Raw genomic sequence first — 21,944 nt, forward strand, 5'->3', positions numbered from 1 at the left:
AAGGCAGAAGCTTTATTGGCCGGGAAATATCCAGGCCGTCACAAGAACAAAATGAGGCCTCACCCCTCGCTTTTGAGGGTCTGCCGATTGGAATGAACATGCTGCGCATCAAGCTGGTTCTTGCGGCCTTCCTGGCCGCTGTTCCTGCGTTCATGGTAGCCGCCACTGGCGCGATGGCGGTTACCACGAACGCGATCCCAGGTGGCTACTTGAAGACGAGCGGCAACAAGATCGTCGACAGCCAATCCCGTGAAGCTCACATCCTCGGCCTGAACTGGTTCGGGTTCGAGACGCAGAACATGGTCGTGCACGGCCTGTGGGAACGCAACTACGAGGCGATGATCGCGCAGATCGCGTCGCTCGGCTTCAACACGATCCGCCTGCCGTTCTCCAGCGCGATGCTGTCCGGAACTGCGAGCAACGTCAGCAGCATCAAGTACCGCCTCAACACCGACCTGGAGGGCCTCACACCTCTCCAGATCATGGACAAGATCATCGCGACGGCCGGCAGCCACGGGCTGCGGGTGATCCTGGACAATCACAGCCGCCTGCCCGATGGCAATGACGGCAAGTGGTACAGCAGCACGCGTCCGGAATCGCAGTGGATCGCCGACTGGCAGATGCTGGCGGCACGCTATGCCGGCAACACCACCGTGATCGGCGCGGACCTGCACAACGAGCCGTCCGGCACCTGGGGCACGGGTGCTGCCGATGACTGGGCACGCGCCGCCAAGGCCGCAGGCGATGCGATCCACCAGGTCAACCCCAACTGGCTGATCATCGTGGAGGGCCTGCGCGTCCACAATAACCAGTGGTACTGGTGGGGCGGCGGCCTGACCCCGGTGGCCACGCATCCGATCGTCCTGAACACCCCGAAGCGGCTGGTCTATTCTCCGCACGACTACCCGCCGTCCCTGCACGAGCAGCCCTGGTATCAGGCCAGCAACTACCCGAACAATCTGCCGGCGGTCTGGGAGTCGCACTGGGGCTTCATCGAGACGCAGAACATCGCCCCCCTCCTGCTCGGCGAGTTCGGCTCGCGGCTGGAGACCAGCCGCGACGTGCAGTGGGCCAACAAGATGGCCGACTACCTCGAAACCAAGAACATGGACTGGGTGTGGTGGTCCTGGAACGCCAACGGCGAGCCCCGCGGCCTGCTGGAACCCGACTGGACGACCATCAACCAGACCAAGCGCAACTATCTGCTGGACCTGATCGAACGGACCGATTGATCTCCTGAAGGGCGAAGCCGCCGGCCCCCTTGCCCGGATGCGGTGCTGCCACCGGCCCGGGCAAGGGAACAGGATGGGGCTCTTCGCCCGGCTCGATCAGGCCAGCAGCAGGCCCGCGTCGACCGGCACGGTGTGGCCGGTGACCATCTTCGTGCCGAATGCCAGGAACAGGATGACGTCGGCCAGGTCGGAGGGCTGGTTGCGGCGCTTGAGCAGGGACTGCTCGATCGAGCCCGTGCGCTGCTCATCGGTCCACTCGACCATCCAGGGGCTGTCGACCGCGCCCGGTGCGATCGCGTTGACCCTGGCTTCGGGCGCCAGGGCGCGGGCCAGGTCCTTGGTCAGGTTGATCAGGGCGGCCTTGCCGGCACTGTAGGCGATCGAGCTGCCGACCCTGCCGAGCCCGGCGATCGAAGCGGTATTGACCACGGAGCCGTGCCGCTTCTTGAGCGTGGCCGCAGCCGCCCTGGTGCAGCGGAACACGCTGACCAGGTTCACGTTCCAGATGGTCGACCAGATCTCCTCGCTCACCGCGTCGAGATCCTGGGGCGGGATCAGCTTGCGGGTGGCGGGCGTGCCGGCATTGTTCACCAGCAGGTCGAGGCCGCCCAGCTCGCGGACTGCGGCCTCCACCATCGCCTCCGCCTCGCCGGGCTTGCCCACGTCGCCGGGTGCCGCCACCACCTTGCCGCCGGCCTCTGCCAGACGGGCCAGTTCCTGCTCGCCGCGCGGATCGTCCGGCAGGTAGTTGACGGCGACGGTCGCGCCGAAGCGCAGCAGCATCTCGACCGTGGCGAGGCCGATGCCAGAGGCGCCCCCGGTCACCAGCGCGGTCTTGCCCTTGAGGTCGTAGCTGATCATCGCGGCACCATCGGCTTGATGTCGCGCAGGGCTTTCTTCAGCGCGAGCAGTCGGTTGTCACGGTCCTGGAACAGTTCGGCCGCCGTGCGGCCGCCCCAGTCATAGAAGCCCTTGCCCGCGCGCACGCCGGTATGGCCGGCCTCGACCGCACGCTCCAGGCTCTCGGAGCGGCCGGTCACCGCGGGCGGCTGGTAGGTGGCATTCTTCAGGTTGTCGCGGATCACCCCGAGCCCGGCGAAGTCCGCCTTGCCCATCACGCCCAGGATCGGCATGCGCAGGGCCAGGCCGTGGATCACCGACTGGTCGATCTCCTCGGCCGTTACCACGCCCTCGTCGAGCAGGCGGTAGGTCTCGAGCGCGATCGCCTCCTGGATGCGGTTGGCGACGTAGCCGGTGACGAACTTGCGGAACACGACCGGCACCTTGCCCATCGCCTCCAGCATCGCCTTGAGCTCGGCGGTCACCGCCGGATCGGTCTCGGGTGTGGGCACCACGTCGACCAGGTCCACGAGATAGGGCGGCGAGTACCAATGCGCGATCAGGGAGCGCTTCCAGCGATGCCGGGGGATCAGCGGGAACACGTCGAGATTGCTCGTGTTGCTGGCGAAGACGGCATCGGGCCCGGCCAGCGCGTCGAGCTCCCGGAACAGGGCGGTCTTGACGTCGGGCAGCTCGACCACCGCCTCGATGATCAGTTCCGCCCCCTGCACCGTGTCCGCCAGGGTCTCGTGGCGGGTGATCACCTCGGAGAGCTTGGCCGGCGTCCAGGAAGGGTCCGCCTCGCCGGCCGACACCAGGGTGGCCGCAGCCTTCTCGATCAGCGCCATCGAGCCGTCGAGCGTGGTCGGGTTGCTGTCGGTCAGCCGGACGCGATGCCCACCCAGCGCGAAGACCAGCGCCAGTGCATGGCCCATTAGCCCGGCACCGATCACTGCAACCTGCTTCATGACAATGCTCCGGCGGTTCAGGATCCAAGGAAGGGACGAACGGATCCCGAACCGGCCGTTCCTGCCGGATGGCACCGCGATGATCCGAGCTGCTGCCCGCACGGTCGCATCGGCGGAACGCCTCTATCGTTCATGGCTTGCTGGTACGGCCTCCGCTCGCGGCAGCTTGCTGCCGCACCGGCAGGCGTATTTTCGCCACCTGCCCGCGTCAAGGGCGAGAGACGGACTGCGTGCTCCACGACGACGTGCCACGGTGGACGCAAGCCCACCGTGGCGATCGCGATCGTCAGCCGATGACGGGCAGCCGGAGGCGGCTGCCCGCAACGAAACCGGCGGTCAGTGCGGCTTGGACGGCTTCGGATTGTGCGGCTTCGGATTGTCGTAGGTGTCCTGGAAGACGTCACATTCCTTATCGGCGTGCTTCAACCGGTACAGCGTGACCGGAATACCGTTCTTGTGGTCGTCCGACTTGAGCGTGCAGGCCCAGGTGCTGGGGATCGGGCTGGGCTCGGCCGACGTGCATTCCCAATCCATCGGGTTCTTCGTGCCGTTCTGCGGACCAATGCCGGTGCCGCCGCGGACGAAGTAGGAAGTGCCACCCAGATGAGCGCCCTTGGGCTGACCGTATCGATGCTTGGTCGGCGCCGATGTCACGATCGCGCCGTCGAACACCGCCATCACGTTCTTGTGGTTCTCGGTGTAGCTATGCTTGCCCGCCGCATCCCAGACTTCCTGCTTGCCTGTGAGCTTGGTGGTCGGCAGTCGCGAATGGAAGGCGACGTTCAGGACGAGCCTGGTCGGCTCATATTCCTTGGTCTTGTAGCAGACGGGGAAGTCACGCGCTGAAGCCTGCTCGAAGGGAATGGCCGCCATGGCAGCGAGGCTCAGCGCGAAAACGCTGGTCCGGACCGTAGCTGCGAACATGAACATGTCCTCCAGAGTAAGAAAACTCTCCTGCGCAAGGACGGGCATGCCACCATTCTGCGGCAGCATGAACAGAACAAAAACAAAACTTGGTTCCGCCTATTTCCGGATAGTGATTTCTTTTTTCCGGAAGAATTAACCCGTCGTCACGGATAGGGTTCTACCATGAAATTTCTCGGCACTACTTTGGGTATCACACCAGATCACGGGAACGTGATTATTTCCGGAATATCAGGCCGCGCGTAGTACTCTGATGCGTTCCTGATAGCCGCCCGCTTCCCTCGGCTGCCCGTCAGCTGGCCCAGGACGCGCCGGCGGTGGCTCGGACCCGTCCTGCTACGTGCATCACCCATAGCAGCGTTCCTTCCGCGTTCTGACGTCCGCGTAATTTTTGTTCCGGAAGCCGGCACAGCAATCGGGGAACGGGCACACACCGTGATCATGGTGCTGCCCTTGTGCCCGCAAGGACCCGATCGGCTTGGACAGGCTGTCGTCCGAATGAAAATCGGCCGCCAGTGCCTGCACAGGCAAGCGGCTGTGGCCGCCGCGGAGCCTTGACGCACGGTGCCGGCACTTGCAGTTGGCGTGCTGCGGTCGCAGGCACGCGAAAGGCGGATCAGCCAGGTCTGGCGGCGGCGCATGCCTGCCGCGGGCGGCAACCCGAGACAGCAACCCTTCTCAAGAGCGAGCAGAACCGACGATGACCGCCAAGCCCCTGACCCTCGCCATCACCGGCGCCAATGGCAATCTCGGCCGCAAGCTGATCGCGGCCTTCGCCCCGCAGGACTGGTGCGGCGCGATCCTGGCGATCGACCGGGTCCTGCCCGAGCCGGGCTTCGGCACCGACAAGGCCCGGGCCGTTACCGGCGACCTGACCGATCGTGCCGGTCCCGCCTGGCGGGAGGCGATCGAGCAGGCGGACGCGATCATCCATCTGGCTGCCCAGGTTCCCTATCCCGAGGCGACCTGGACCGATTCCGCCGCGTCGTTCGACATGACGATCAATGTCGTGGCCGCGGCCCGGGAGGGCCGGCCGCGCCGGCTGGTGTTCGCCACCTCGAACCACGTCATGGGCCGCTACAAGGACCTGCCCGAGGCGGAGCGTGCCGGCTCGCTGCGGCCGGACACGCCGCCCAAGGTCGGCACGCTCTGGGACAGCGGCAACGGGGTGCAGGATTCGACCGCCTATGCCACCGCCAAGCTGATGGGCGAGCGCCTGTGCGTGATGGAGGCCGAGCGTGGTGGTCTCACCGCGGTCGCCCTGCGCATCGGCTGGTGCCAGCCCGGCGAGAACCATCCGCGCACCATCACCGGCACGGGCACGCCCCAGCAGAGCGCCGACCCGCTGGACGAAGGCGGCCAGCGCGCGCTGCGCTGGTTCCGCAACATGTGGCTGTCCAATCGGGATCTGGTCGGCGTGGTGCAGGGTGCCGTCCTGGCCGACGCGGCCGGCTGGCCTGCACCCGGCATCGTCGTGAACGCCATGTCGGCCAATGGCGGCGCCCCGTGGGACCTGGGGCCGACCGAGGCGCTGCTGGGCTACCGGCCCAAGGATGATGTCTGGCAGGTGCTGGGCGGCACGGCCTGACCGATCCGGCAGGCCTGGATGCGCAAGCGGCCGCGGGGATGCCCGCGGCCGCAGCTCGAACGCCGATCCATCCGGACAGCACGGGTCCGCGCCAGAATTTATTCGCTGTAGTGGTTGTCGGGATAGTAGTTGTCGGTATCCTGGAAGATGTCGCACTTCTCGTCGCGATTGTGCTTGACCTTCTTCAGGTATACGCCTCGGTACTCGTAGCGGCCGGACTTGTCGCTCCCATCGAAGTACTGGTAGGAGATGGTGCATCTCCAGGTATCCGGGGCGGCATGGATCTGCCTGGACGTGCATTCCCAGTGGATCGGGCTGTAGTAGGGGCCGCCTTCCGGCCCGTAGCCACGCTCGTCCGGGTCACGGACGAAGTAGGACGTACCGCCCAGATGGGCGCCCTTGGGCTGCTTCCAGGCATAGTTCGACGTCACGATGGCGCCGTCGAACACCGCCATGACCGTGTGGTCGTCATCCTTGAAATTGTGGCCGGAGCCGCCCTCCCAGTAGGTGTGCTTGCCGTCCGCGTCATAGACGGTCTGCTTACCGCCCGACCGAGTTGTCTTCAGGTAGGAGTGGAACGCCACGTCGAGCACGAGGCGTTCCGGCGAGTAATAGCCGGGGTTGTGGGCCTTGTTGTCGTCCCGATCGATGACCTTGTAGCAGACCGGGAAGTCGGTCGACGCCGCGGCCTGGCTGAACGGCACGGCGACGAGGGTGGCGAGGCTGAGGGCGACGACGCTGGCTCTGTGGATAGCAGGTTGCATTGAAGTGTCCTCCTGAATGATCGGAAACCAATCCGACACTGCGCACCAGTAATTCTGCCAGCACACCAGCCAATCGTCCTACTGCCTCATCGAGACAGTATCGATATGACTGACACCCTTAGGGGGTCTCGGCAGAAACCTGTTGCCACACCATCCATGCTATCATGCGATTCTGGCCCTCGATTGATATTTATCACTCATGCGATCCGCATGGCGACCGCCGATCCTAGCACGTAACTGAAGAATTACCTTCAGTCGCGGACAGATTCGCGGATCATTTCTTGAAGATCTGTTGGGCTGTCGATGGAAGCGGTAAGGAGTGAGCCGTAGGCCATGGTACCCGCAGTTGCGCGCGTCCTCCTGTCCAGGAAAGCCGTGACAGAATCCCATGCCGGCGATCCGCCAGCGACTTCGGCAGCCGCGGCCCACTGCCTCCGGCAAAAGCCCGGCTACGGGAATGGGCCAGGTCAGCCTGCTGACACGCCTTCGATCAGCCGGCGCGACCGGCCGATCTCGCGCGCGAGGAAGTCGGAAAATGCCCGGACCCGGGGTGCATGGCGCAGGTCCGGGTGGGTCAGGAGCCAGAGATCGTCGGCGAGTGCCGGGTCGGACGGGGCGAGCCGGACCAGCGCCGGCATCGTGTCGCCGATGAAGCAGGGCAGGTAGCCGATGCCGATCCCGGCCTGCACCGCCTCGGCCGCACCCAGCACGGTGTTGACCTTGTAGACGATCCGCTCGGGCGCCACCTGGGCGCGGACGCGGCGGACGGCGTGGACGGTGGCGAGGTCATCGCCAAGGGAGACCCAGGCGCGGCCATGCAGGTCTGCTTCGCCTTCCAGCGGAATCGGGAAGTCGGTGGCACGGCCATAGAGTGCCCAGGCGATCTTCGCCAAGCGGCGCCCGACCAGGTTCTCCGGCGGATGCTCAGTGGCCCGGATCGCGACGTCGGCGTCGCGCTTGGACAGGTTGAGCGCCTGATTGGTCAGGACGACATCGAGGCACATGTCCGGACAGGCCTGGCGGAACCGGGCGAACAGCGGCGTCAGCAGGTGGACGAGCAGGCTGTCGCTGGTGGTGACACGCAGTTCGCCGGCCGGGCTGTTGCCGCGCCCTGCCAGCCTGCGGGTGACGGCGGTGATCTCCTCGTCCAGGCGTGCAGCCAGGGCCACGATTTCCTCGCCCGCGGCCGTCGGGACGTAGCCGGTGCGGTGACGCTCGAACAGGACGATCCCGAGCTGCTCCTCGATCTGGCGCAGGCGCCGAAACACGGTGGAGTGGTTCACGCCGAGCTTCGCGGCGGCAGCGGGCAGCCCTTGCGTCTCCGCAATGGCACGCACCACGCGGAGGTCGTCCCAGGCGAGCTTCTCGAACGCGTCGGCCATCGGCTCCTGGTCATACGGCGGGGCCGGCGACGTGGCCGCCGGCCCCGGCAGCGAAAAGGTGCCCGGCATCAGGCCATGCGGATCGCCGGCTTGCCAGTGCCCAGTGCCGGGACGGCCGTCCGCTTCATCGCGAAGGCGCCGTCACCGGCGAACGCCTGGGCAAGGGCGGTGATCGCCAGGAAGGCCGGATACTCCCAGCCGCCGTTCGGTGCATTGAACACCCAGCCGTTGGGAGCGTGGATGGCCAGGGCACCCAGCAGTACCGGCAAGAGCAGCACCGAGACGAGCCGGCTGTGGAAACCCACGAGGAGGGCGATACCGCCGGCCGCCTCGGCGAGGATGATCGGCCAGGCGAAGAGGGCAGGCAGGCCGACGGAGCCGAGGAAGTTCTCGAAGCCGGCGACGGTGAAGACACCGTACTTCAGGTAGGCGTGGGCGATGAACATGATGCCCAGCGCGGCGCGCAGAGCAAAAACACCGTAGGGAGCCAGACGCTGATCGATCATGGTGCATGATCCTCGAATCGATGGGCTATGGCTCGAATGTTCATCTTTCGAGGGCGCAACGCAAAATGCGGTTTTGCAGGAGTGGGATTGCGTCAAAGCAATGATCTGCTTCTAGCGAGCGGAGCCCGGCAGCCTATCTGCTGTGACGAGCAAAGGCGGGGTCTCCGCCAAGGAGAGCACCATGACCACCCACGGCATCCACCATGTCACGGCCATTGCCGGCCCTGCCCGGCGCAGTCGCGACTTCTATGTCGACACGCTCGGTCTGCGCATGGTCAAGCGGACCGTGAATTTCGACGATCCCACCACCTATCACTTCTATTATGGCGACGAGGCGGGCAGCCCCGGCACCATCCTCACCCACTTCCCGTGGGAACATGTGGCGGCCGGGAGGCTGGGCGTCGGCGAGACGGAGGAGACCGTGCTGCGCGTGCCGGAGGGCTCGCTGGGCTACTGGACTCAGCGCTTCCTGGAGAAGGGCGTGCCGCACGAGAACCCGGTCCGGCGCTTCGGCCAGACCGTCCTGACCTTCAAGGACCCGGACGGGATGCGCCTGGCCCTGATCGCCCTGCCCGGCATCGAGAGCGAGCCGGCCTGGGGCAAGGGCAGCGTGCCGGCCGAGCACGCGATCCGCGGCATGCACGGCGTCCGCCTCCTGCTGGAGGACGATGCCGCGACGGGGGCGGTGCTGACCGACGTGCTGGGCTTCGAGAGGGGCGAGCGCGAAGGGTCGCTGGTGCGCTTCCAGGTGCCGGGCAACCCGGTCGGCGGGATCGTCGACATCCATGTGGTGCCGGGCTTCCTGCCGGCGCGGATGGGCGGCGGCTCGGTGCATCATGTCGCCTTCCGCGCCGCCGACGATGCCGAGCAGGCGGCCATTGTCGCGAGGCTGGCGCAGCACCACGGGATCGCCGCGACCGAGCAGAAGGACCGCGACTATTTCCGCTCGGTCTATTTCCGCGCCCCCGGCGGCACGATCTTCGAGATCGCGACCGACATCCCGGGCTTTGCCATCGACGAGGCGCCAGACGCGCTCGGTAGCGGCCTGCAACTGCCGCGCTTCGTGCAGGGGCGCCGGGCGGAGCTCGAGGCCCTGCTGCCGGCCATCGACTGACAGGAGCGGATCCGATGACCGAACTGTCCTTCCTCCATCGGTTCGAGCCGGGCACCGTGCCCGGCCGGCCGCCGGTCCTGCTGCTGCACGGCACCGGCGGCGACGAGACCGACCTCCTGCCGCTCGGCCGGACCGTGGCGCCCGGCTCCGCCCTGCTCTCGCCGCGCGGCAAGGTGCTGGAGAACGGGATGCCGCGCTTCTTCCGCCGGCTGGCGGAAGGCGTGTTCGACGAGGCGGACCTGCGCCGCCGTGCCGGCGAGCTGGCCGGCTTCGTGGCCGAGGCACGCGCGGCCTACGGGCTGGCAGCGCCAATCGCCCTCGGCTTCTCGAACGGCGCCAACATCGCGGCCGCGACCCTGCTCCTGCACCCCGACACCCTGGCGGGTGCGGTGCTGATCCGGGCGATGGTGCCGCTGGCCGAGCCGCCCGAGGCGAGCCTGGATGGCAAGCCAGTCCTGCTGCTGTCCGGTGCGGCCGACGCGATCGTGCCGGAAGAGAATGCGGCGCGGCTGGCCGCCCAGTTGAGCGCTGCCGGTGCTGCCGTCGAGCACCGTGTGCTGCCGGTCGGCCACGGCCTGTCTCAGGCCGACCTGACGCTGACCGCTCGGTGGCTCGATCAGCGCTGAAGCGGGCCTGGAAGGGCCTCCAGCCCTCCCAGGCCCGGCATCGGCTCAGCGGCCGGCCGCCTGCTCCCGCTCTGCCTCGGTGAACGCTGCGATGTCGCCGCACTCGGCGTAGCGCTCCGCCCGGGCAGCCAGGACATCCAGGCTCGCCGCCAGATGCCCCGAGGCCGTGTTCAGCGTGACGCCGGCCGCCACCCCGACCGAGGCGGCCTGGCTGAAGGCATCGAAGTCGGCGCCCAGGAACACCACGTCCCAGCCGCGCTTGCGACAGCGCGCCAGCGCCATCTTGGCGCCCTTCTGGGTCAGCTCGGTGCTGGCATTCTCCTCGCCATCGGTCATGACGACGATCGAGGTGCGCTCGGCCCCGGCGAGTTCGGCCCGACGGACCAGCCGGCCGACCGCGTCGAACAGAGGCGTGTTGCCGCGCGGCTCCGCCTCCTGCCCGGTCAGCGGCAGCCAGTTCGCCGCCAGGACCCCGTCGCGCGGCACCTCGAACTGCAGCCCGTCCAGGCCGTCGAAGGTCGCCACGGTCAGCCGGACGCTGCCCCACTTGGCGAGCTTGGCTGCATAGCCGTTGACCGCACCCAGCGCCTCGACCCAGCGATGTGCCATCGAGCCCGAGCGGTCCAGCAGGATATAGGCGTTCAGTTCAGTATTCTTGTTCACCCGAATCATTCCATGGAAGAATTCACGACCGACATTCACGACGACATCATGTTGGGACGAGCTTGGCGGGCCTCCTGATCGTGGAGGAGCAAGTTCGCTCCAGGTCGACGGGATCGTCCATGGCAATCGGTGCTGGGGCGCACCGGAGGGCGCAGAAGAATGCGCCAGCCTATGTCCCTGGCGGGGATTGGCTCAGGCGAGCGCCGGTGCGGCGTCGTCCTCGCCGTCGAAGACGTGGCGGGATTCGACCGGGAAGGCGAGCCGCACCTGGTCGCCCGACGCCATGGCCCAGTGCGTGCCCGTGCGGGTCTTGAGCTCGATGCCACCGACATCGATTGTGATGACGTCGACGTCGCCCTCCATCTCCACCAGCACCACCCGGCCGGGAATTGACGCATCCTCGCCGCCGATCCGGACATGCTCGGGCCGGATGCCGAAGGTGACCCGCCTGCCCGGCTCCGGCAGGGCCTGGCGCACCTCGATGGTCGGCTGGCCCTCGACCTCGAAGCGCAGGCGATGGCGGTCCACCGTCACGGACGGGATGAAGTTCATGGCCGGCTGGCCGAGAAAGCCGGCAACGAACCGGTTCCTCGGCCGGTGCCACAGTTCCTCGACCGAGCCGATCTGCTGCAGGTCGCCGAAATTCATCACCGCGACCCGGTCGCACAGGGCCACGGCCTCTTCCTGGTCGTGGGTAACGTAGATCGAGGTGGCGCCGATCGCGTCGTGGATGTGGCGGATGCGCGCGCGTAGGCGGACGCGGGCATGGCGGTCCATGTGCGAGAGCGGCTCGTCGAGCAGCAGCACACTCGGATCGCGGACGAGGGCGCGGGCCAGCGAGACGCGCTGCTGCTGGCCGCCGGACAGCTCGTAGGGCTTGCGGTCGAGCACGTCCTCGACCTCCATGAGCTTCGCCATCTTCTGGACGCGCGGGGCCATCTCGGCCCGCGGCATGCCGCGGGCCTCCAGCGGGAAGGCGATGTTCTCGCGCACGGTCAGCGGCTGGTAGAGGGCATAGTTCTCGAAGCCCATGCCGATGCCGCGGTCCTTGGGCGAGAGCTCGTTCACCACCACCCCGTCGAAGCGCAGCTCGCCCGACGTGATGTCCTCCAGGCCTGCGATCATCCGGAGCGTCGAGCTCTTGCCGCATCCCGAGGGACCCAGGATGCCCATGAACTCGCCCTTGGCCACCTCGAAGCTGATGCCCTTGACCGCGTCTACGCCACCATAGCTCTTGCGCACGTCGTGCAGCGACACCGACTTCACGGGCTCATACCTCGCCGAGCTCGAAGGACTTGCGGAACAGGAACAGCCGGTCGGCCGCAAAGCCGATGGGCACGGGCTCGCCCGCCCGCGCGTCGATGCGGCCCGGCACCTGCGCCTGGATGATCCGGTCATGGCCCAGGCTGAAGCTGAGCAGCGACGCCTCGGCACTGTGCTCGATCGCGTAGATCGGCAGGCGGATCGCGCCGCGGTCGTCGGGTGCGATCCGGAGGTCGCCCGGCCGGCAGCCGAGCCGCACCGTGCCCTCGCCGCCGATCCGGTCGATGGCGGCGTTCTCCGGCAGGTCGATCACGATCGGCACCGGCGCGTCCTCGACCTCGAAGCGCAGCCGGTCGCCGGCACGGGCGACGCGCCCGTCGATCAGGTTCATCGGCGGGTCGCCCACCAGCGCCGCCACGAAGTCGGTGGCCGGGGCGTGGTAGATCTCCTTGGGCGTGCCGATCTGCTCGATCCGGCCCTGGCGCAGGATCAGGATGCGGTCGGAGAGCGACAGCGCCTCGCGGAAGTCATGGGTGACGTAGAGCGTGGTGGCGCCGATCTCGACGGCCAGCTGCTTCAGCCGGGTGCGGGTCTGGAACTTCAGCTTGGCGTCCAGGTGCGCCAGCGGCTCGTCCAGCAGGAACACGTTGGGCTCGCGGACCATGGCGCGGGCGAGCGAGACACGCTGGCGCTGGCCGCCGGAGAGCTGGCCCGGCAGGCGGTCGAGATAGGGCTCGATGCCGAGGATGGTGGCGACGTGGGTGACCTTGGCCCGCTCCTCCGTCGGCGACAGCCGGCGGGGGCGCGTGGGTGCCCGCAGCGGGAAGGCGATGTTCTCGTAGACCTTCATCTGCGGGTAGAGGCTGTAGTTCTCGAACGCCATGGCGACGTTGCGGTCCTGGATCGGCCGCTTCGTCACGTCGTGGCCGTCGATCAGGACCCGGCCCCGGTCGGGCTGGACGATGCCGGCGACCGACTTGAGCAGCGTCGACTTGCCCGCCCCCGACGCCCCCAGGATCGAGAAGAACTCGCCGCGCGTGCAGGCAAACGAGACGTCGTCCACGGCCAGTGTGCGGCCGTAATGCTTGGTGATGCCCTGCAGTTGCAGCTTGTCCATCACCGGCCTCCCACGGGCGCCGCGTCGAACGGGTAGAGACGCTTCAGCACGACCATGGTCACGACCAGGCCCAGGATCGCGACTGCGCAGCCGATCCACATCGATGCCACGGGCTCGAGGAAGCGCAGCCAGAGGAGGTTGATCGCGACCCAGACCATGAAGCCCCAGAACATTCGGGTACCCCAATCCATCGCCTCACCTCTTGACCGCGCCGAAGGTGAGCCCCCGGACGATGTATTTTTGCAGGTAGATCGAGAAGACCAGCATGGGCGCGATCGCGATGAGCGCTGCCGCGGACATCGGCCCCCACTGGATGCCGGTCATGGTCCAGAACTGCTCGATGCCGGCCGTGACCGTGCGCGACGCATCGGTGCGGGTCAGCACGAAGGCGAACAGGAACTCGTTCCAGCTGAACATCAGGCTGAACGAGGTCACCACCGCGATCGGCGGCTTGAGCAGCGGGAAGATGATCTTGCGGAAGATCTGCGGCCGGCTATAGCCGTCGATCATCGCCGAGTACTCGATGTTCGGGTCGATTTCCTTGAAGAAGCCGTAGAGCACGAAGGTGCAGAACGAGAAGTTGAAGAAGGCGTGGGCCAGGATCACGCCCATATGGGTGTTGAGCAGGCCGAACTGGCGAAAGATCAGGTAGTAGGGCACCACGATCGCGGCCGCCGGCATCATCCGGGTCGAGAGGATCATGAACAGGAGATGGCCGCGCGAGGTCTCGTAGCGGGCGAAGCTGTAGGCGGCCGGCACCGAGACCAGCAGCACCAGGATCGTACTGCCGACCGCCACGATCACGCTGTTCAGGAGCAGCGGGCCGAGATTGGCCGAGCGCCAGGCGGTCGGATAATGCTCGAAGGTCGGCTCGAAGAAGAACGCCGGCGGCACCGCCTGGGCCAGCTCGTTCGGCTTCAGGCTGAGGTTGAGCATCCACAGGATCGGGAACAGGCAAGCACCGACCAGCAGCACGATGCCGACCCAGAACAGGAGGTTGCGTGCCATCTCAGTTCGCCCGGATCGCTTTGATGAGCTGCTGGAACAGGAGATTGGTGAGCACCAGCACGATGAGCAGGACCAGCACCGACATGGCGGTGGCGCGGCCGAGATCGAAATACTGGAAGCCTTCGCGGAAGATCAGCCAGTTGATCGTCTCGGTCGAGGTGCCGGGCCCGCCGCGGGTGGTGCCGTAGAGGATGTCGTAGACGCGGAACGCTTCCACCATCCGCAGCATGGCGACGATCAGCAGCACCGGCTTGATCATCGGCAGGGTCAGGCGGCGGAAGGTGAACCAGGCGGACGCGCCGTCGATCTTCGCCGCCTCGAACGGCTCCTTGGGCAGGCCGCGCAGGGCGGCGAACACCACGAAGATGACGAGCGGCGTCCACTGCCAGACATCGATCGCGATCACCGAGTAAAGCGCGATCGAGCTGTCGGCCAGGAACTCGACCCGTGGCAGGCCTATGGCCTGGAGCACGTAGTTGATGACGCCGTAGTCGGAATTATAGAGGTGCCGCCATGCGAGCGAAGTCGCGAACGGCGCTGCCACCAGCGGCAGGATGCACAGGCCGCGGATCACCGTCTGGCCGCGGAACTCGCGATTGAGGAACAGGGCGATCAGCGTGCCGAGCACCAGCTCGACGCCCACCGCGATCACCACGAACTTCACGGTGGTCAGGAAGGCCGACCAGAAGGCCGCGTCGTTGACCACCCAGCGCCAGTTCTCGAGCCCGGCGAAGGTGGCGGGCCTGGGCAGGATGTATTTCTGGAACGAGGTCACCACCGCGAACACGGTAGGATAGATGACCAGCGCCACCATGAAGATCAGCGCCGGCACCAGCAGGAGCCATTTGAAGATGGCATCGTCCTCGACCATGCCGCGCCAGGACCAGCGCGAGCGTGCGGGCGCCATCGCTTCCTTGGCGTCGGTCGGAACGGTGCTGACGGACGGTCGAGCCTGCATCGGCTGCCGGTCTCCCAGGGATGCCGGGGGTAGCGTGGCGGGGAGGCGCGGACGCCTCCCCGTTCCTAAGGGTCAGCTTTCCAGGATCTTCGCGTTGCCGCTGCGGCCCTGGATGTCGACGATCTTGGCGGCGAGTTCCTGGAGCGCCGGCTCGACCTCGGCCTCCTTGTTCACGATCTTCGCGCAGGCGATCGCGAGTTCGGAGTAGATCTTGCCCATGGCCGTCGAGGTGAAGTGGCCCTTCTTCGCGACGTCGTAGGTCCAGGCCATGGTGTCCAGGTCGTTCTGGGCATAGGCGCCGTTGGTCAGGCGCCGCTCCTCCGTCTGGAAGAACGGGTCCAGCACCACGTCGCGCCGGCAGGGATTCCCGCCGCCCAGCGCATAGGCCATCTGGCCCTCATACGAGGTCAGGTACTTCACGAACCAGTAGGCGCCCTCGGGATTGTTGGCATTGTGCGCCACCCCGATGCCGTAGGCACCGGTATAGGGCCGCCCGCCCGGCACGGTCGCCACCTTGGCGCGGGTGCCCGGGAACTTGGTCTCGACCGAGGCGGTGACTGGCCAGAGATTGTTGAACATGAACGGCACCATCGCGACCTGGCCCTCGGCCATCGCATTGGCGGCCTCGGGGAAGTCCCAGGACATCGCCGCCGGCGGCGCCGACTTCAGCAGCTCCAGGTAGGTCTGGGCGGCCACGATGCTGATCCGGTCGGGGATCGTGATCTCGTAGCCTTCCAGCACGCCCTTCACGTCGTAGATCGAGCGGAACCAGTCGCCGCCCATGCCCCAGATGATGGCGCTGAACTCGTCGTTGATCTGCTCGTTGCGGCCGGCCATCAGCGCCACGCCGTAGAGGTCCTTCTCCAAGGGCTTGCCGGCCGCGTTCTCGCCGGCCTTGCGGGTGAAGAAGGCGGCGACGTCGATGAGCTGGGGGAAGGTGGTCGGCACGGTAAGCGGATAGCCGTACTTCTCGGCGAACGCCTTGCGCTCTTCCGGGTGTTCCAGCAGGTCGGCCCGGTAATGCAGGCCCTGGGTATAGTTGTTGTAGGGGATCGAGTAGGGCTGGTTCTCGTAGGTCATCATGGTCATCAAGCCGGCGTAGAACGGCTTGAGATATTCGGCCATGCCGTCGACGCCCTCGGAGTCGTACTCCGTGGCCAGCTCGTAGAGCGGCTTCACGAAGCCGTTGGCCGCCCATTCCGGCACATAGGCCGCTTCCATCGACAGCACGTCGTAGCCGCCCGTATCGCCCAGCAGCTCGACCTGCTGCTTGGCGTACATGACGTTGGTCGACATGCCGACCACCTCGACCTCGACCCCGGTCTTCTCGGTGAACTTCGGGATCATCGCGGTCTTGAGATAGTCGGACCAGAAGCCCGACTCGACCACGACCGTGATCTTGTCCTTGTTCGTGACCTCGGGGATCTTGGACAGGTTGAACTTGTCCGGATTGGCCGCGACCATCTCGGCCACGATTTTGTCCGCATCCTCGCTCTGGGCGAAGGCGGGCAGGCCGAAGCCGGCCACCGCCGACAGGCCGGTGGCATAGGCGGCGCTGGTGCGCCAGGCGTCACGACGCGTGAAGCCGCGCCGGAGGATTCCGGTCATCTCTTACCTCCCTGGTCGGAACATTCTCGACGATGTTCTCGACGGCCATGGCGAAAAGAGGCCGGACCCCTCGGGGCCCGGCCGGGCGCGTCAACCGCGCGTGTCGAGGTCGATCAGCTCGATCTTGTAGCCGTCCGGATCCTCGACGAAGGCGATGTGCGTGGTGCCATGCTTCATCGGTCCGGGCGGCCGCGGGATCTTCGCACCCGCCTTTTCCAGCTCCTTGCAGATCCCGTGAATGTCGCGGACGCCGAGCGCGATGTGGCCGTAGCCATTGCCCAGGTCGTAGGGCTCGGTCTGGTCCCAGTTATGGGTCAGCTCGACCACCGCATGGGTCTCTTCCGGGCCGTAGCCGACGAAGGCCAGCGTGAACTTGCCTTCGGGGAAGTCCATCTTGCGCAGGAGCTGCATGCCGAGCAGGCGCGTGTAGAAGTCCAGCGACTTGTCGAGGTCCTTCACCCGGACCATCGTGTGCATCATCTGAAACTTGTTGTCAGCCATGGGCGTCCCGTTTCCCTTCCAGGATCGTGCCGGTACCCGGACGGGCGCCGGCATAGCGCGCCTCCAGGTAGATGCGGCACATCTCGGCATTGGCCTCGGCAGCACCGCGCACCCGGCGGATCTCGCGCAGGTGCTGCGTGTACCGTTCCACAACCACTGCGTCACCCGCCAACGTGGTGAACGCCGGCGCATCCGGCGTGACCGGGCCGCCATCCACCAGCCGGGCGGTCAGGTAGCGCATCGCCAGGGGCCTGAGCTCGCCGGTTCCATGCGCCAGCTCGCGCAGCCCGCCCAGGGTCAGCGCCAGCGCGCCTTCGACGCCCCGCTCGGCCGCCAGCGCCCGCAGGAGGCCGGCCTGCCGGCCGAGAAAGGCCTTCTCGCGGAACAGGCGGCGGATCTCGGAAAGGTCGGTGGTGGCCTCGCCCGCGAACACCTCATCGAAGCGGGCGTTGCGGGCCACACCCTCGTTGATCTTGCGCGCGGCGAAATGGTCGACCAGGCGGATCCTGACCTCCTTCACCCAGCCGAGCTGCTCGATCGCGGCCTTCATGTCGACTGCCATGAGGAAGGCGAAGTTGGCCGAGCACCAGAAGGTCGGCAGGCGGAAGGCCACGTCGACCACCCCGCCCTCGACGGTCACGCTCTCGATGAAGCCCATCGAGGTGACGGACTGGTCGAGCTCCGGGTCCAGCACCTCGTCGAGCCGCGCCATGACCTCGACCTTCTCGGCCGTGTCGATGACCGGCAGCTCAAGCGGCGACATCGATGCCCCCGGGCGCGACCGGATGGGTCAGCTCGCCCTCGTCCTCCTTGGGCGGCGCCGGGATCTGGAAGATCGGGTCGACCTCGATGTCGTAGAGCCTGGCTGCGTTCAGCCCCAGGATCTTGCGCTTCACCTCCATGGTGAGCTGAGTGCCCGCCTCCTGCGCCAGCTCGTCGGTGAACTGGAACGCCATCAGCTTCTCGACGATCCATTTCGGGCTGGTGATGCCGTAGTCCGAGCCGAAGATCAGCCGGTCCGGGCCCAGGAAAAACAGCAGGTCGGCCATCATCTGCGCGAAATACTTGGGCCGCGCATGGATGAAGGACGGGATCAGCGCCAGGCCGCCATAGACGTTCGGCTCCTGCCCGGCGATCCAGCAGAAGTCGTCGATCCGCGGCATGCCGCAATGGTCGATGACGAAGTTCAGGTCGGGGAACGCCGTGGCCACATAGTCCACGTCGTGCACGTCGAACGCATCCTTGTTGAGCGGATGGATCGTCGGCCCCTTGTGGATGTGGATGTTCTTGATGCCGAGCTCGCGGCACTTCTCCATGTAGGGCGCCACGAAGTCGTCGCGCAGCGTGTAGCCCTTGGACACGCCGTTCCATTCGGCGGTGTAGAGCTTGACGCCCTTGAACTTCCACTGCGCGTGCTCGGCTTCCAGCCGGTCCAGGCCACGCTGGCCGTCCCGCGGGTCGCAGCGGCCGTTCAGGATCACCTTGTCCGGATAGGCCTCCTTGAAGGCCGCGCACTGCTGGATCGTGTTGAAGCCGTTGACGTAGAAGTCGTGGAGGTTCGTGGGCAGCATGATGCCGTAGTCGACATAGCCGTCCTCGAACAGGTCCTTGGCCGCGCCCTCGATGCCGTACCAGCAGAACCGGTCGAAGTCCCAGCGCTGGTCCTGCGGCGTCATGCCAACATGCGAGCCCCAGAAGCTCTCGATGAAGGTCAGGCCGTAGCGGTTCCGGCGATTTTCCGGACGCGCGTCCCAGAGATGGATGTGACCATCGATGACGAGGACCTTGTCGCCCTCCGGCGTCACGAACATCCGCCTCCCCTTTCTGCAGCTCATTGCTCGGCTGCATCGGCGTCCTATTCCTGCTTGCCGCCAAACGTAGCATAATCCTATTGTCCTACAACCCTATAAGTGCTCCGGTCCGTAAGTGTCCGGGCCGGATGGGTCAGGGAGGCCCGGCCATCGGGCCAAGAACTTTCGGAGCAGGCATGGCGCAAACGTCCGCCACGGCGTCCGACGAACTCGCGGTCGGATTGAGCGGCTTCGGCCTCGTCGAGGAGGTGGCGGAGCGCGCCCGCTACGAGCGGGACTGGTCGGGCGACCATGTCGGCCGGGCACGGGTCGTCGTGCGCCCGCGCAGCACGGCGGACGTCCAGGAAGTGGTGCGCCGCTGTGCCGCCATGCGCGTGCCGGTCATCCCGCAGGGCGGCCATACCGGGCTGGTCGGGGGTGGCACGCCCGCAGACAGCGGCCGCGAGGTCGTGGTCAGCCTGGAGCGGATGAACCGGATCCGCGGCATCGATGCCGCCGGCTTCTCGATGGTGGCGGAGGCCGGCTGCGTCCTGGCGGCGGTGCAGGAGGCGGCCAAAGCCCAGGACCTGTACTTCCCGCTCTCGCTCAGTGCCGAGGGGAGTTGCCAGATCGGCGGCAACATCGCGACCAATGCCGGCGGCATCAACGTGCTGCGCTACGGCATGACCCGCGAGCTGGTCCTGGGCCTGGAGGTCGTGCTGCCGGACGGGCGGCTGTTCGAGGGGCTGGGCGGGCTGCGCAAGGACAATACCGGCTATGACCTGAAGCAGCTCTTCATCGGTGCCGAGGGCACGCTCGGCATCGTCACTGCGGCCAGCCTGAAGCTCCACCCGTGCCCGACCCAGGTCGAGACCGCCCTGCTGGGCCTGCCGTCCCTAGCCAGTGCCGTCGCGCTGTTCGCCCAGGCCCGGCGCGACATGGGCGACCTCCTCTCGGCCTTCGAGCTGATGCCGCGGGCCTGCATCGAGCTGGCCCTGGAGGTGGCGACCGACCTGCGCGATCCGTTCGACCCGGCCCCGGTCTACATCCTCCTGGAAGCCGCGACCGGCGGGCTGATCGAGCTGCGCCCCATCCTGGAGCGCTTCCTGGAGCGGGCGGTGGAGGCGGGGCATGTCCTGGACGGGGCGGTCGCGGCCAGCACGGCGCAGGCGCAGGGCTTCTGGCGGCTGCGCGAGGGGCTGATCGAGGCGCAGGTCCGGCGCGGCCGCCATCTGCGCACCGACGTCTCGATCCCGATCTCCGCGATCCCCGCCTTCATCGAACGGACGGAGGCGGCCCTGCTGGCCAGCACACCGGACTGCCTGCCGCTCGCCTATGGTCATTTGGGCGACGGCAACATCCACCTGAACGTGGTGCCGCCGTCGGGCCTCCCGCCGGAGCGGATCGATGGCTTCCTCCAGCGCTGCGAGGCGATCGTGTTCGCCGAACTGGACCGGCTGGGCGGCTCGATCAGTGCCGAGCACGGCATCGGCACGAAGAAGCGCGCGGCCTTCCTGGCTCGCAAGCCGGCCCTGCAGCTCGACCTGATGCGGCGGATCAAGCAGGCGCTCGATCCCGACGACCTGATGAACCCCGGCCGGATCCTGGAGCCGGCCATGCCGAAAGGCAGCTCATGAAGATCGATGCGCTCGGCCGCACCCCCCAGCTCCCCTCCAGGATCGCCAGCCGCATCCTGCAGGAGATCGTCGAGGAGCGGCTCAAGCCGGGCGACCGGCTGCCGACCGAGCAGGCGCTGGCCGACAGTTTCGGGGTCAGCCGCAACGTGGTGCGCGAGGCGATCTCCCGGCTGCGCTCGGACGGGATCATCCAGTCCCGCCAGGGGGTCGGCGCCTTCGTGGCCCGTACCGCCGTCCCCACCCTGCGCTTCGACGCGGAAGCGCTGGCCGACCCGTCCGCGTTCCAGGCTTTGTTCGAGCTGCGTGCGATCCTGGAGATCCGTGCCGCGAGCCTGGCGGCGCGCCGGCGCACGCCCGAGCAGCTCGCTGCCCTGGAGCGGGCGCTGGACCGGATGCGCGGCACCGAGAAATGGGCGAGCGGCGGGGTGGATGCCGATCTGGAATTCCACAAGGCGGTCGCCGAGGGCACGGGCAACGCCTATATCCGCATGGCGGTGAGCTTCCTGTCGGAGCAGGTGCGGGTCACCATCATGGAAACCCGCGCCCGCCCGGAGGCGGAGCTCGGCGACATCGTCGAGGTCACCATCGCCGAGCACGCGGCGATCCACGACGCCATCGCGGCACAGGATCCGGCACGGGCGCAGGACGCGATGGCGAGGCACATACACCTGGCCGCCCTGCGGCTGGGCTACCGCCTGGAGCTGACCGAGCCGGTCTGACCGGGCGCACTCCCCTGGGAGGTCCGGACATGGCAGCCATCCCCTACCGTACCGCCCTGATCGTCGGTGCCGGCCCCGGCATCAGCGCCTCGGTCGCCCGGGCGTTTGCGGCTGAGGGGCTGAAGGTCGGGCTCGCCGCGCGCGACACAGGAAAGCTGGCGCCGCTGGCCGAGCAGACCGGTGCCCAGCGCTTCCAGGTGGATGCCGCCGACGCCGATGCCGTGGAGCGCCTGTTCGGCGAGGTCGATGCGCGCCTGGGTGAGCCGGACCTCGTCCTCTACAACGCCAGCGCCCGCGCACAGGGTCCGATCGCCGAGCTGGACCCGGCCGTCGTGCAGCGTGCCATTGGGGTCACCGCGTTCGGCGGCTTCCTGGTCACCCGGCAGGCCGCCCGCCGAATGCTGCCGAGAGGCCATGGCGCGATCCTCCTGACCGGCGCCACCGCGAGCGTGAAGGGCTTTGCGCACTCCGCCGCGTTCGCGATGGGCAAGTTCGCGCTGCGCGGTCTGGCGCAGAGCACTGCCCGCGAGCTCTGGCCCAAGGGCATCCATGTCGCCCATTTCGTGATCGACGGTGCGGTGCGGAGCGCCACGCGGCCCGACCCGGACGACCGGCCGGACAGCACGCTCGATCCGGACGCGATCGCCGCAGCCTATCTCGACGTGCTGCGCCAGCCGCGCAGCGCCTGGGCGCTGGAGGTCGAGCTGCGCCCCTGGGCCGAGCGGTTCTGAGGGCC

The 21,944-nt window shown here is 67.3% G+C and carries 23 protein-coding genes; 7 read left to right on the forward strand and 16 right to left on the reverse strand.

The genetic code is table 11. The features are described 5' to 3' along the window. The first annotated feature begins 98 nt into the window (after positions 1–98). Positions 99–1,232 carry a glycoside hydrolase family 5 protein gene (locus HLA95_RS12595; protein WP_191059651.1) on the forward strand — a complete coding sequence of 378 codons (1,134 nt, stop codon included), beginning with the start codon at positions 99–101 and terminating at the stop codon, positions 1,230–1,232. 96 nt (positions 1,233–1,328) lie between these two features. Here the strand turns inward: HLA95_RS12595 and HLA95_RS12600 are convergent, their stop codons facing one another. From HLA95_RS12600 to HLA95_RS12610, 3 genes are all read right to left on the reverse strand, one after another. After that, positions 1,329–2,093: an SDR family NAD(P)-dependent oxidoreductase gene (locus HLA95_RS12600; protein ID WP_191059650.1), complete on the reverse strand. Its 765-nt coding sequence runs from the start codon at positions 2,091–2,093 to the stop codon at positions 1,329–1,331. Further along, positions 2,090–3,040 (reverse strand): 3-hydroxyacyl-CoA dehydrogenase family protein, encoded by a 951-nt coding sequence (locus tag HLA95_RS12605; protein ID WP_191059649.1) that lies wholly within the window; start codon positions 3,038–3,040, stop codon positions 2,090–2,092. The genes HLA95_RS12600 and HLA95_RS12605 overlap by 4 nt, the downstream gene beginning before the upstream one ends. A gap of 336 nt (positions 3,041–3,376) precedes the next feature. Then, positions 3,377–4,012, reverse strand: a complete 636-nt coding sequence (locus tag HLA95_RS12610; RefSeq protein ID WP_222183521.1) for a hypothetical protein — start codon at positions 4,010–4,012, stop codon at positions 3,377–3,379. 652 nt (positions 4,013–4,664) lie between these two features. On the opposite strand from HLA95_RS12610, the gene HLA95_RS12615 reads away from it, so the two are divergent. After that, positions 4,665–5,552, forward strand: a complete 888-nt coding sequence (locus HLA95_RS12615; protein ID WP_191060456.1) for an NAD-dependent epimerase/dehydratase family protein — start codon at positions 4,665–4,667, stop codon at positions 5,550–5,552. 98 nt (positions 5,553–5,650) lie between these two features. Here the strand turns inward: HLA95_RS12615 and HLA95_RS12620 are convergent, their stop codons facing one another. The 3 genes from HLA95_RS12620 to HLA95_RS12630 all read right to left on the reverse strand — a co-directional run bounded on the left by HLA95_RS12620 (position 5,651) and on the right by HLA95_RS12630 (position 8,204). After that, positions 5,651–6,316, reverse strand: a complete 666-nt coding sequence (locus HLA95_RS12620; RefSeq protein ID WP_191060455.1) for a hypothetical protein — start codon at positions 6,314–6,316, stop codon at positions 5,651–5,653. Positions 6,317–6,783: 467 nt separating this feature from the next. Continuing rightward, positions 6,784–7,698, reverse strand: coding sequence for a LysR family transcriptional regulator (locus HLA95_RS12625; protein WP_191060454.1), 915 nt, complete (start codon positions 7,696–7,698; stop codon positions 6,784–6,786). Between the two features lie 68 nt (positions 7,699–7,766). Then, the gene (locus HLA95_RS12630; protein WP_191060453.1) at positions 7,767–8,204 is read right to left on the reverse strand and encodes a DoxX family protein; all 438 of its coding nucleotides are present in this window, start codon (positions 8,202–8,204) and stop codon (positions 7,767–7,769) included. A gap of 181 nt (positions 8,205–8,385) precedes the next feature. Between HLA95_RS12630 and HLA95_RS12635 the strand changes: the two genes are divergently transcribed. Both HLA95_RS12635 and HLA95_RS12640 read left to right on the forward strand, forming a co-directional pair. Beyond that, positions 8,386–9,318 carry a ring-cleaving dioxygenase gene (locus tag HLA95_RS12635; protein WP_191060452.1) on the forward strand — a complete coding sequence of 311 codons (933 nt, stop codon included), beginning with the start codon at positions 8,386–8,388 and terminating at the stop codon, positions 9,316–9,318. A 14-nt stretch (positions 9,319–9,332) separates the two neighbouring features. Then, a complete protein-coding gene (locus HLA95_RS12640; protein ID WP_222183523.1) occupies positions 9,333–9,944 on the forward strand; it encodes an alpha/beta hydrolase in 612 nt (203 codons plus the stop codon). Positions 9,945–9,989: 45 nt separating this feature from the next. Here HLA95_RS12640 and HLA95_RS12645 read toward each other — a convergent pair whose 3' ends face one another. The 10 genes from HLA95_RS12645 to HLA95_RS12690 form a co-directional block, all read right to left on the reverse strand. Beyond that, positions 9,990–10,607: a vWA domain-containing protein gene (locus tag HLA95_RS12645; RefSeq protein WP_191058422.1), complete on the reverse strand. Its 618-nt coding sequence runs from the start codon at positions 10,605–10,607 to the stop codon at positions 9,990–9,992. Between the two features lie 192 nt (positions 10,608–10,799). Further along, positions 10,800–11,873 (reverse strand): ABC transporter ATP-binding protein, encoded by a 1,074-nt coding sequence (locus HLA95_RS12650; protein ID WP_191058423.1) that lies wholly within the window; start codon positions 11,871–11,873, stop codon positions 10,800–10,802. A 4-nt stretch (positions 11,874–11,877) separates the two neighbouring features. After that, positions 11,878–12,987, reverse strand: a complete 1,110-nt coding sequence (locus tag HLA95_RS12655) for an ABC transporter ATP-binding protein (protein ID WP_191058424.1) — start codon at positions 12,985–12,987, stop codon at positions 11,878–11,880. Next, positions 12,987–13,178, reverse strand: coding sequence for a hypothetical protein (locus HLA95_RS12660; RefSeq protein ID WP_191058425.1), 192 nt, complete (start codon positions 13,176–13,178; stop codon positions 12,987–12,989). The genes HLA95_RS12655 and HLA95_RS12660 overlap by 1 nt, the downstream gene beginning before the upstream one ends. Positions 13,179–13,182: 4 nt before the next feature. Beyond that, entirely contained in the window at positions 13,183–13,995 is an 813-nt protein-coding gene (locus HLA95_RS12665; protein ID WP_191058426.1) for a carbohydrate ABC transporter permease, read from the reverse strand. 1 nt (position 13,996) lies between these two features. Next, complete coding sequence (locus HLA95_RS12670; RefSeq protein WP_222183525.1) at positions 13,997–14,953, reverse strand: carbohydrate ABC transporter permease; 957 nt, start codon at positions 14,951–14,953, stop codon at positions 13,997–13,999. Positions 14,954–15,025: 72 nt separating this feature from the next. After that, positions 15,026–16,561 carry an ABC transporter substrate-binding protein gene (locus HLA95_RS12675; protein ID WP_191058428.1) on the reverse strand — a complete coding sequence of 512 codons (1,536 nt, stop codon included), beginning with the start codon at positions 16,559–16,561 and terminating at the stop codon, positions 15,026–15,028. A 90-nt stretch (positions 16,562–16,651) separates the two neighbouring features. Further along, on the reverse strand, positions 16,652–17,062 hold the full coding sequence (gene gloA, locus HLA95_RS12680; RefSeq protein ID WP_191058429.1) for a lactoylglutathione lyase: 411 nt from the start codon (positions 17,060–17,062) through the stop codon (positions 16,652–16,654). After that, positions 17,055–17,825 (reverse strand): iron-sulfur cluster assembly protein, encoded by a 771-nt coding sequence (locus tag HLA95_RS12685; RefSeq protein WP_191058430.1) that lies wholly within the window; start codon positions 17,823–17,825, stop codon positions 17,055–17,057. The genes gloA and HLA95_RS12685 overlap by 8 nt, the downstream gene beginning before the upstream one ends. Then, positions 17,812–18,873, reverse strand: a complete 1,062-nt coding sequence (locus HLA95_RS12690; RefSeq protein ID WP_191058431.1) for an amidohydrolase family protein — start codon at positions 18,871–18,873, stop codon at positions 17,812–17,814. The genes HLA95_RS12685 and HLA95_RS12690 overlap by 14 nt, the downstream gene beginning before the upstream one ends. A gap of 176 nt (positions 18,874–19,049) precedes the next feature. Between HLA95_RS12690 and HLA95_RS12695 the strand changes: the two genes are divergently transcribed. From HLA95_RS12695 to HLA95_RS12705, 3 genes are read left to right on the forward strand one after another with little or no spacing between them, the layout of a single operon-like run. Next, entirely contained in the window at positions 19,050–20,489 is a 1,440-nt protein-coding gene (locus tag HLA95_RS12695) for an FAD-binding oxidoreductase (protein WP_191058432.1), read from the forward strand. Continuing rightward, entirely contained in the window at positions 20,486–21,208 is a 723-nt protein-coding gene (locus HLA95_RS12700; protein WP_191058433.1) for a FadR/GntR family transcriptional regulator, read from the forward strand. The genes HLA95_RS12695 and HLA95_RS12700 overlap by 4 nt, the downstream gene beginning before the upstream one ends. A gap of 29 nt (positions 21,209–21,237) precedes the next feature. Next, the gene (locus HLA95_RS12705) at positions 21,238–21,939 is read left to right on the forward strand and encodes an SDR family NAD(P)-dependent oxidoreductase (RefSeq protein WP_191058434.1); all 702 of its coding nucleotides are present in this window, start codon (positions 21,238–21,240) and stop codon (positions 21,937–21,939) included. Positions 21,940–21,944: the final 5 nt, after the last annotated feature.

Origin of the sequence: Geminicoccus harenae, assembly GCF_019800005.1 — a bacterium.
Lineage (GTDB): Bacteria > Pseudomonadota > Alphaproteobacteria > Geminicoccales > Geminicoccaceae > Geminicoccus > Geminicoccus harenae.

Coding starts and splice junctions, on each gene's coding strand:
- HLA95_RS12665 (WP_191058426.1), bottom strand. CDS start 13,995: ATGGCACGCAACCTCCTGTTCTGGGTCGGCATCGTGCTGCTGGTCGGT.
- HLA95_RS12610 (WP_222183521.1), bottom strand. CDS start 4,012: ATGCCCGTCCTTGCGCAGGAGAGTTTTCTTACTCTGGAGGACATGTTC.
- HLA95_RS12640 (WP_222183523.1), top strand. CDS start 9,333: ATGACCGAACTGTCCTTCCTCCATCGGTTCGAGCCGGGCACCGTGCCC.
- HLA95_RS12600 (WP_191059650.1), bottom strand. CDS start 2,093: ATGATCAGCTACGACCTCAAGGGCAAGACCGCGCTGGTGACCGGGGGC.
- HLA95_RS12685 (WP_191058430.1), bottom strand. CDS start 17,825: ATGTCGCCGCTTGAGCTGCCGGTCATCGACACGGCCGAGAAGGTCGAG.
- HLA95_RS12695 (WP_191058432.1), top strand. CDS start 19,050: ATGGCGCAAACGTCCGCCACGGCGTCCGACGAACTCGCGGTCGGATTG.
- HLA95_RS12625 (WP_191060454.1), bottom strand. CDS start 7,698: ATGGCCGACGCGTTCGAGAAGCTCGCCTGGGACGACCTCCGCGTGGTG.
- HLA95_RS12615 (WP_191060456.1), top strand. CDS start 4,665: ATGACCGCCAAGCCCCTGACCCTCGCCATCACCGGCGCCAATGGCAAT.
- HLA95_RS12620 (WP_191060455.1), bottom strand. CDS start 6,316: ATGCAACCTGCTATCCACAGAGCCAGCGTCGTCGCCCTCAGCCTCGCC.
- HLA95_RS12595 (WP_191059651.1), top strand. CDS start 99: ATGCTGCGCATCAAGCTGGTTCTTGCGGCCTTCCTGGCCGCTGTTCCT.
- HLA95_RS12700 (WP_191058433.1), top strand. CDS start 20,486: ATGAAGATCGATGCGCTCGGCCGCACCCCCCAGCTCCCCTCCAGGATC.
- gloA (WP_191058429.1), bottom strand. CDS start 17,062: ATGGCTGACAACAAGTTTCAGATGATGCACACGATGGTCCGGGTGAAG.
- HLA95_RS12655 (WP_191058424.1), bottom strand. CDS start 12,987: ATGGACAAGCTGCAACTGCAGGGCATCACCAAGCATTACGGCCGCACA.
- HLA95_RS12705 (WP_191058434.1), top strand. CDS start 21,238: ATGGCAGCCATCCCCTACCGTACCGCCCTGATCGTCGGTGCCGGCCCC.
- HLA95_RS12690 (WP_191058431.1), bottom strand. CDS start 18,873: ATGTTCGTGACGCCGGAGGGCGACAAGGTCCTCGTCATCGATGGTCAC.
- HLA95_RS12635 (WP_191060452.1), top strand. CDS start 8,386: ATGACCACCCACGGCATCCACCATGTCACGGCCATTGCCGGCCCTGCC.
- HLA95_RS12605 (WP_191059649.1), bottom strand. CDS start 3,040: ATGAAGCAGGTTGCAGTGATCGGTGCCGGGCTAATGGGCCATGCACTG.
- HLA95_RS12630 (WP_191060453.1), bottom strand. CDS start 8,204: ATGATCGATCAGCGTCTGGCTCCCTACGGTGTTTTTGCTCTGCGCGCC.
- HLA95_RS12670 (WP_222183525.1), bottom strand. CDS start 14,953: ATGCAGGCTCGACCGTCCGTCAGCACCGTTCCGACCGACGCCAAGGAA.
- HLA95_RS12675 (WP_191058428.1), bottom strand. CDS start 16,561: ATGACCGGAATCCTCCGGCGCGGCTTCACGCGTCGTGACGCCTGGCGC.
- HLA95_RS12660 (WP_191058425.1), bottom strand. CDS start 13,178: ATGGATTGGGGTACCCGAATGTTCTGGGGCTTCATGGTCTGGGTCGCG.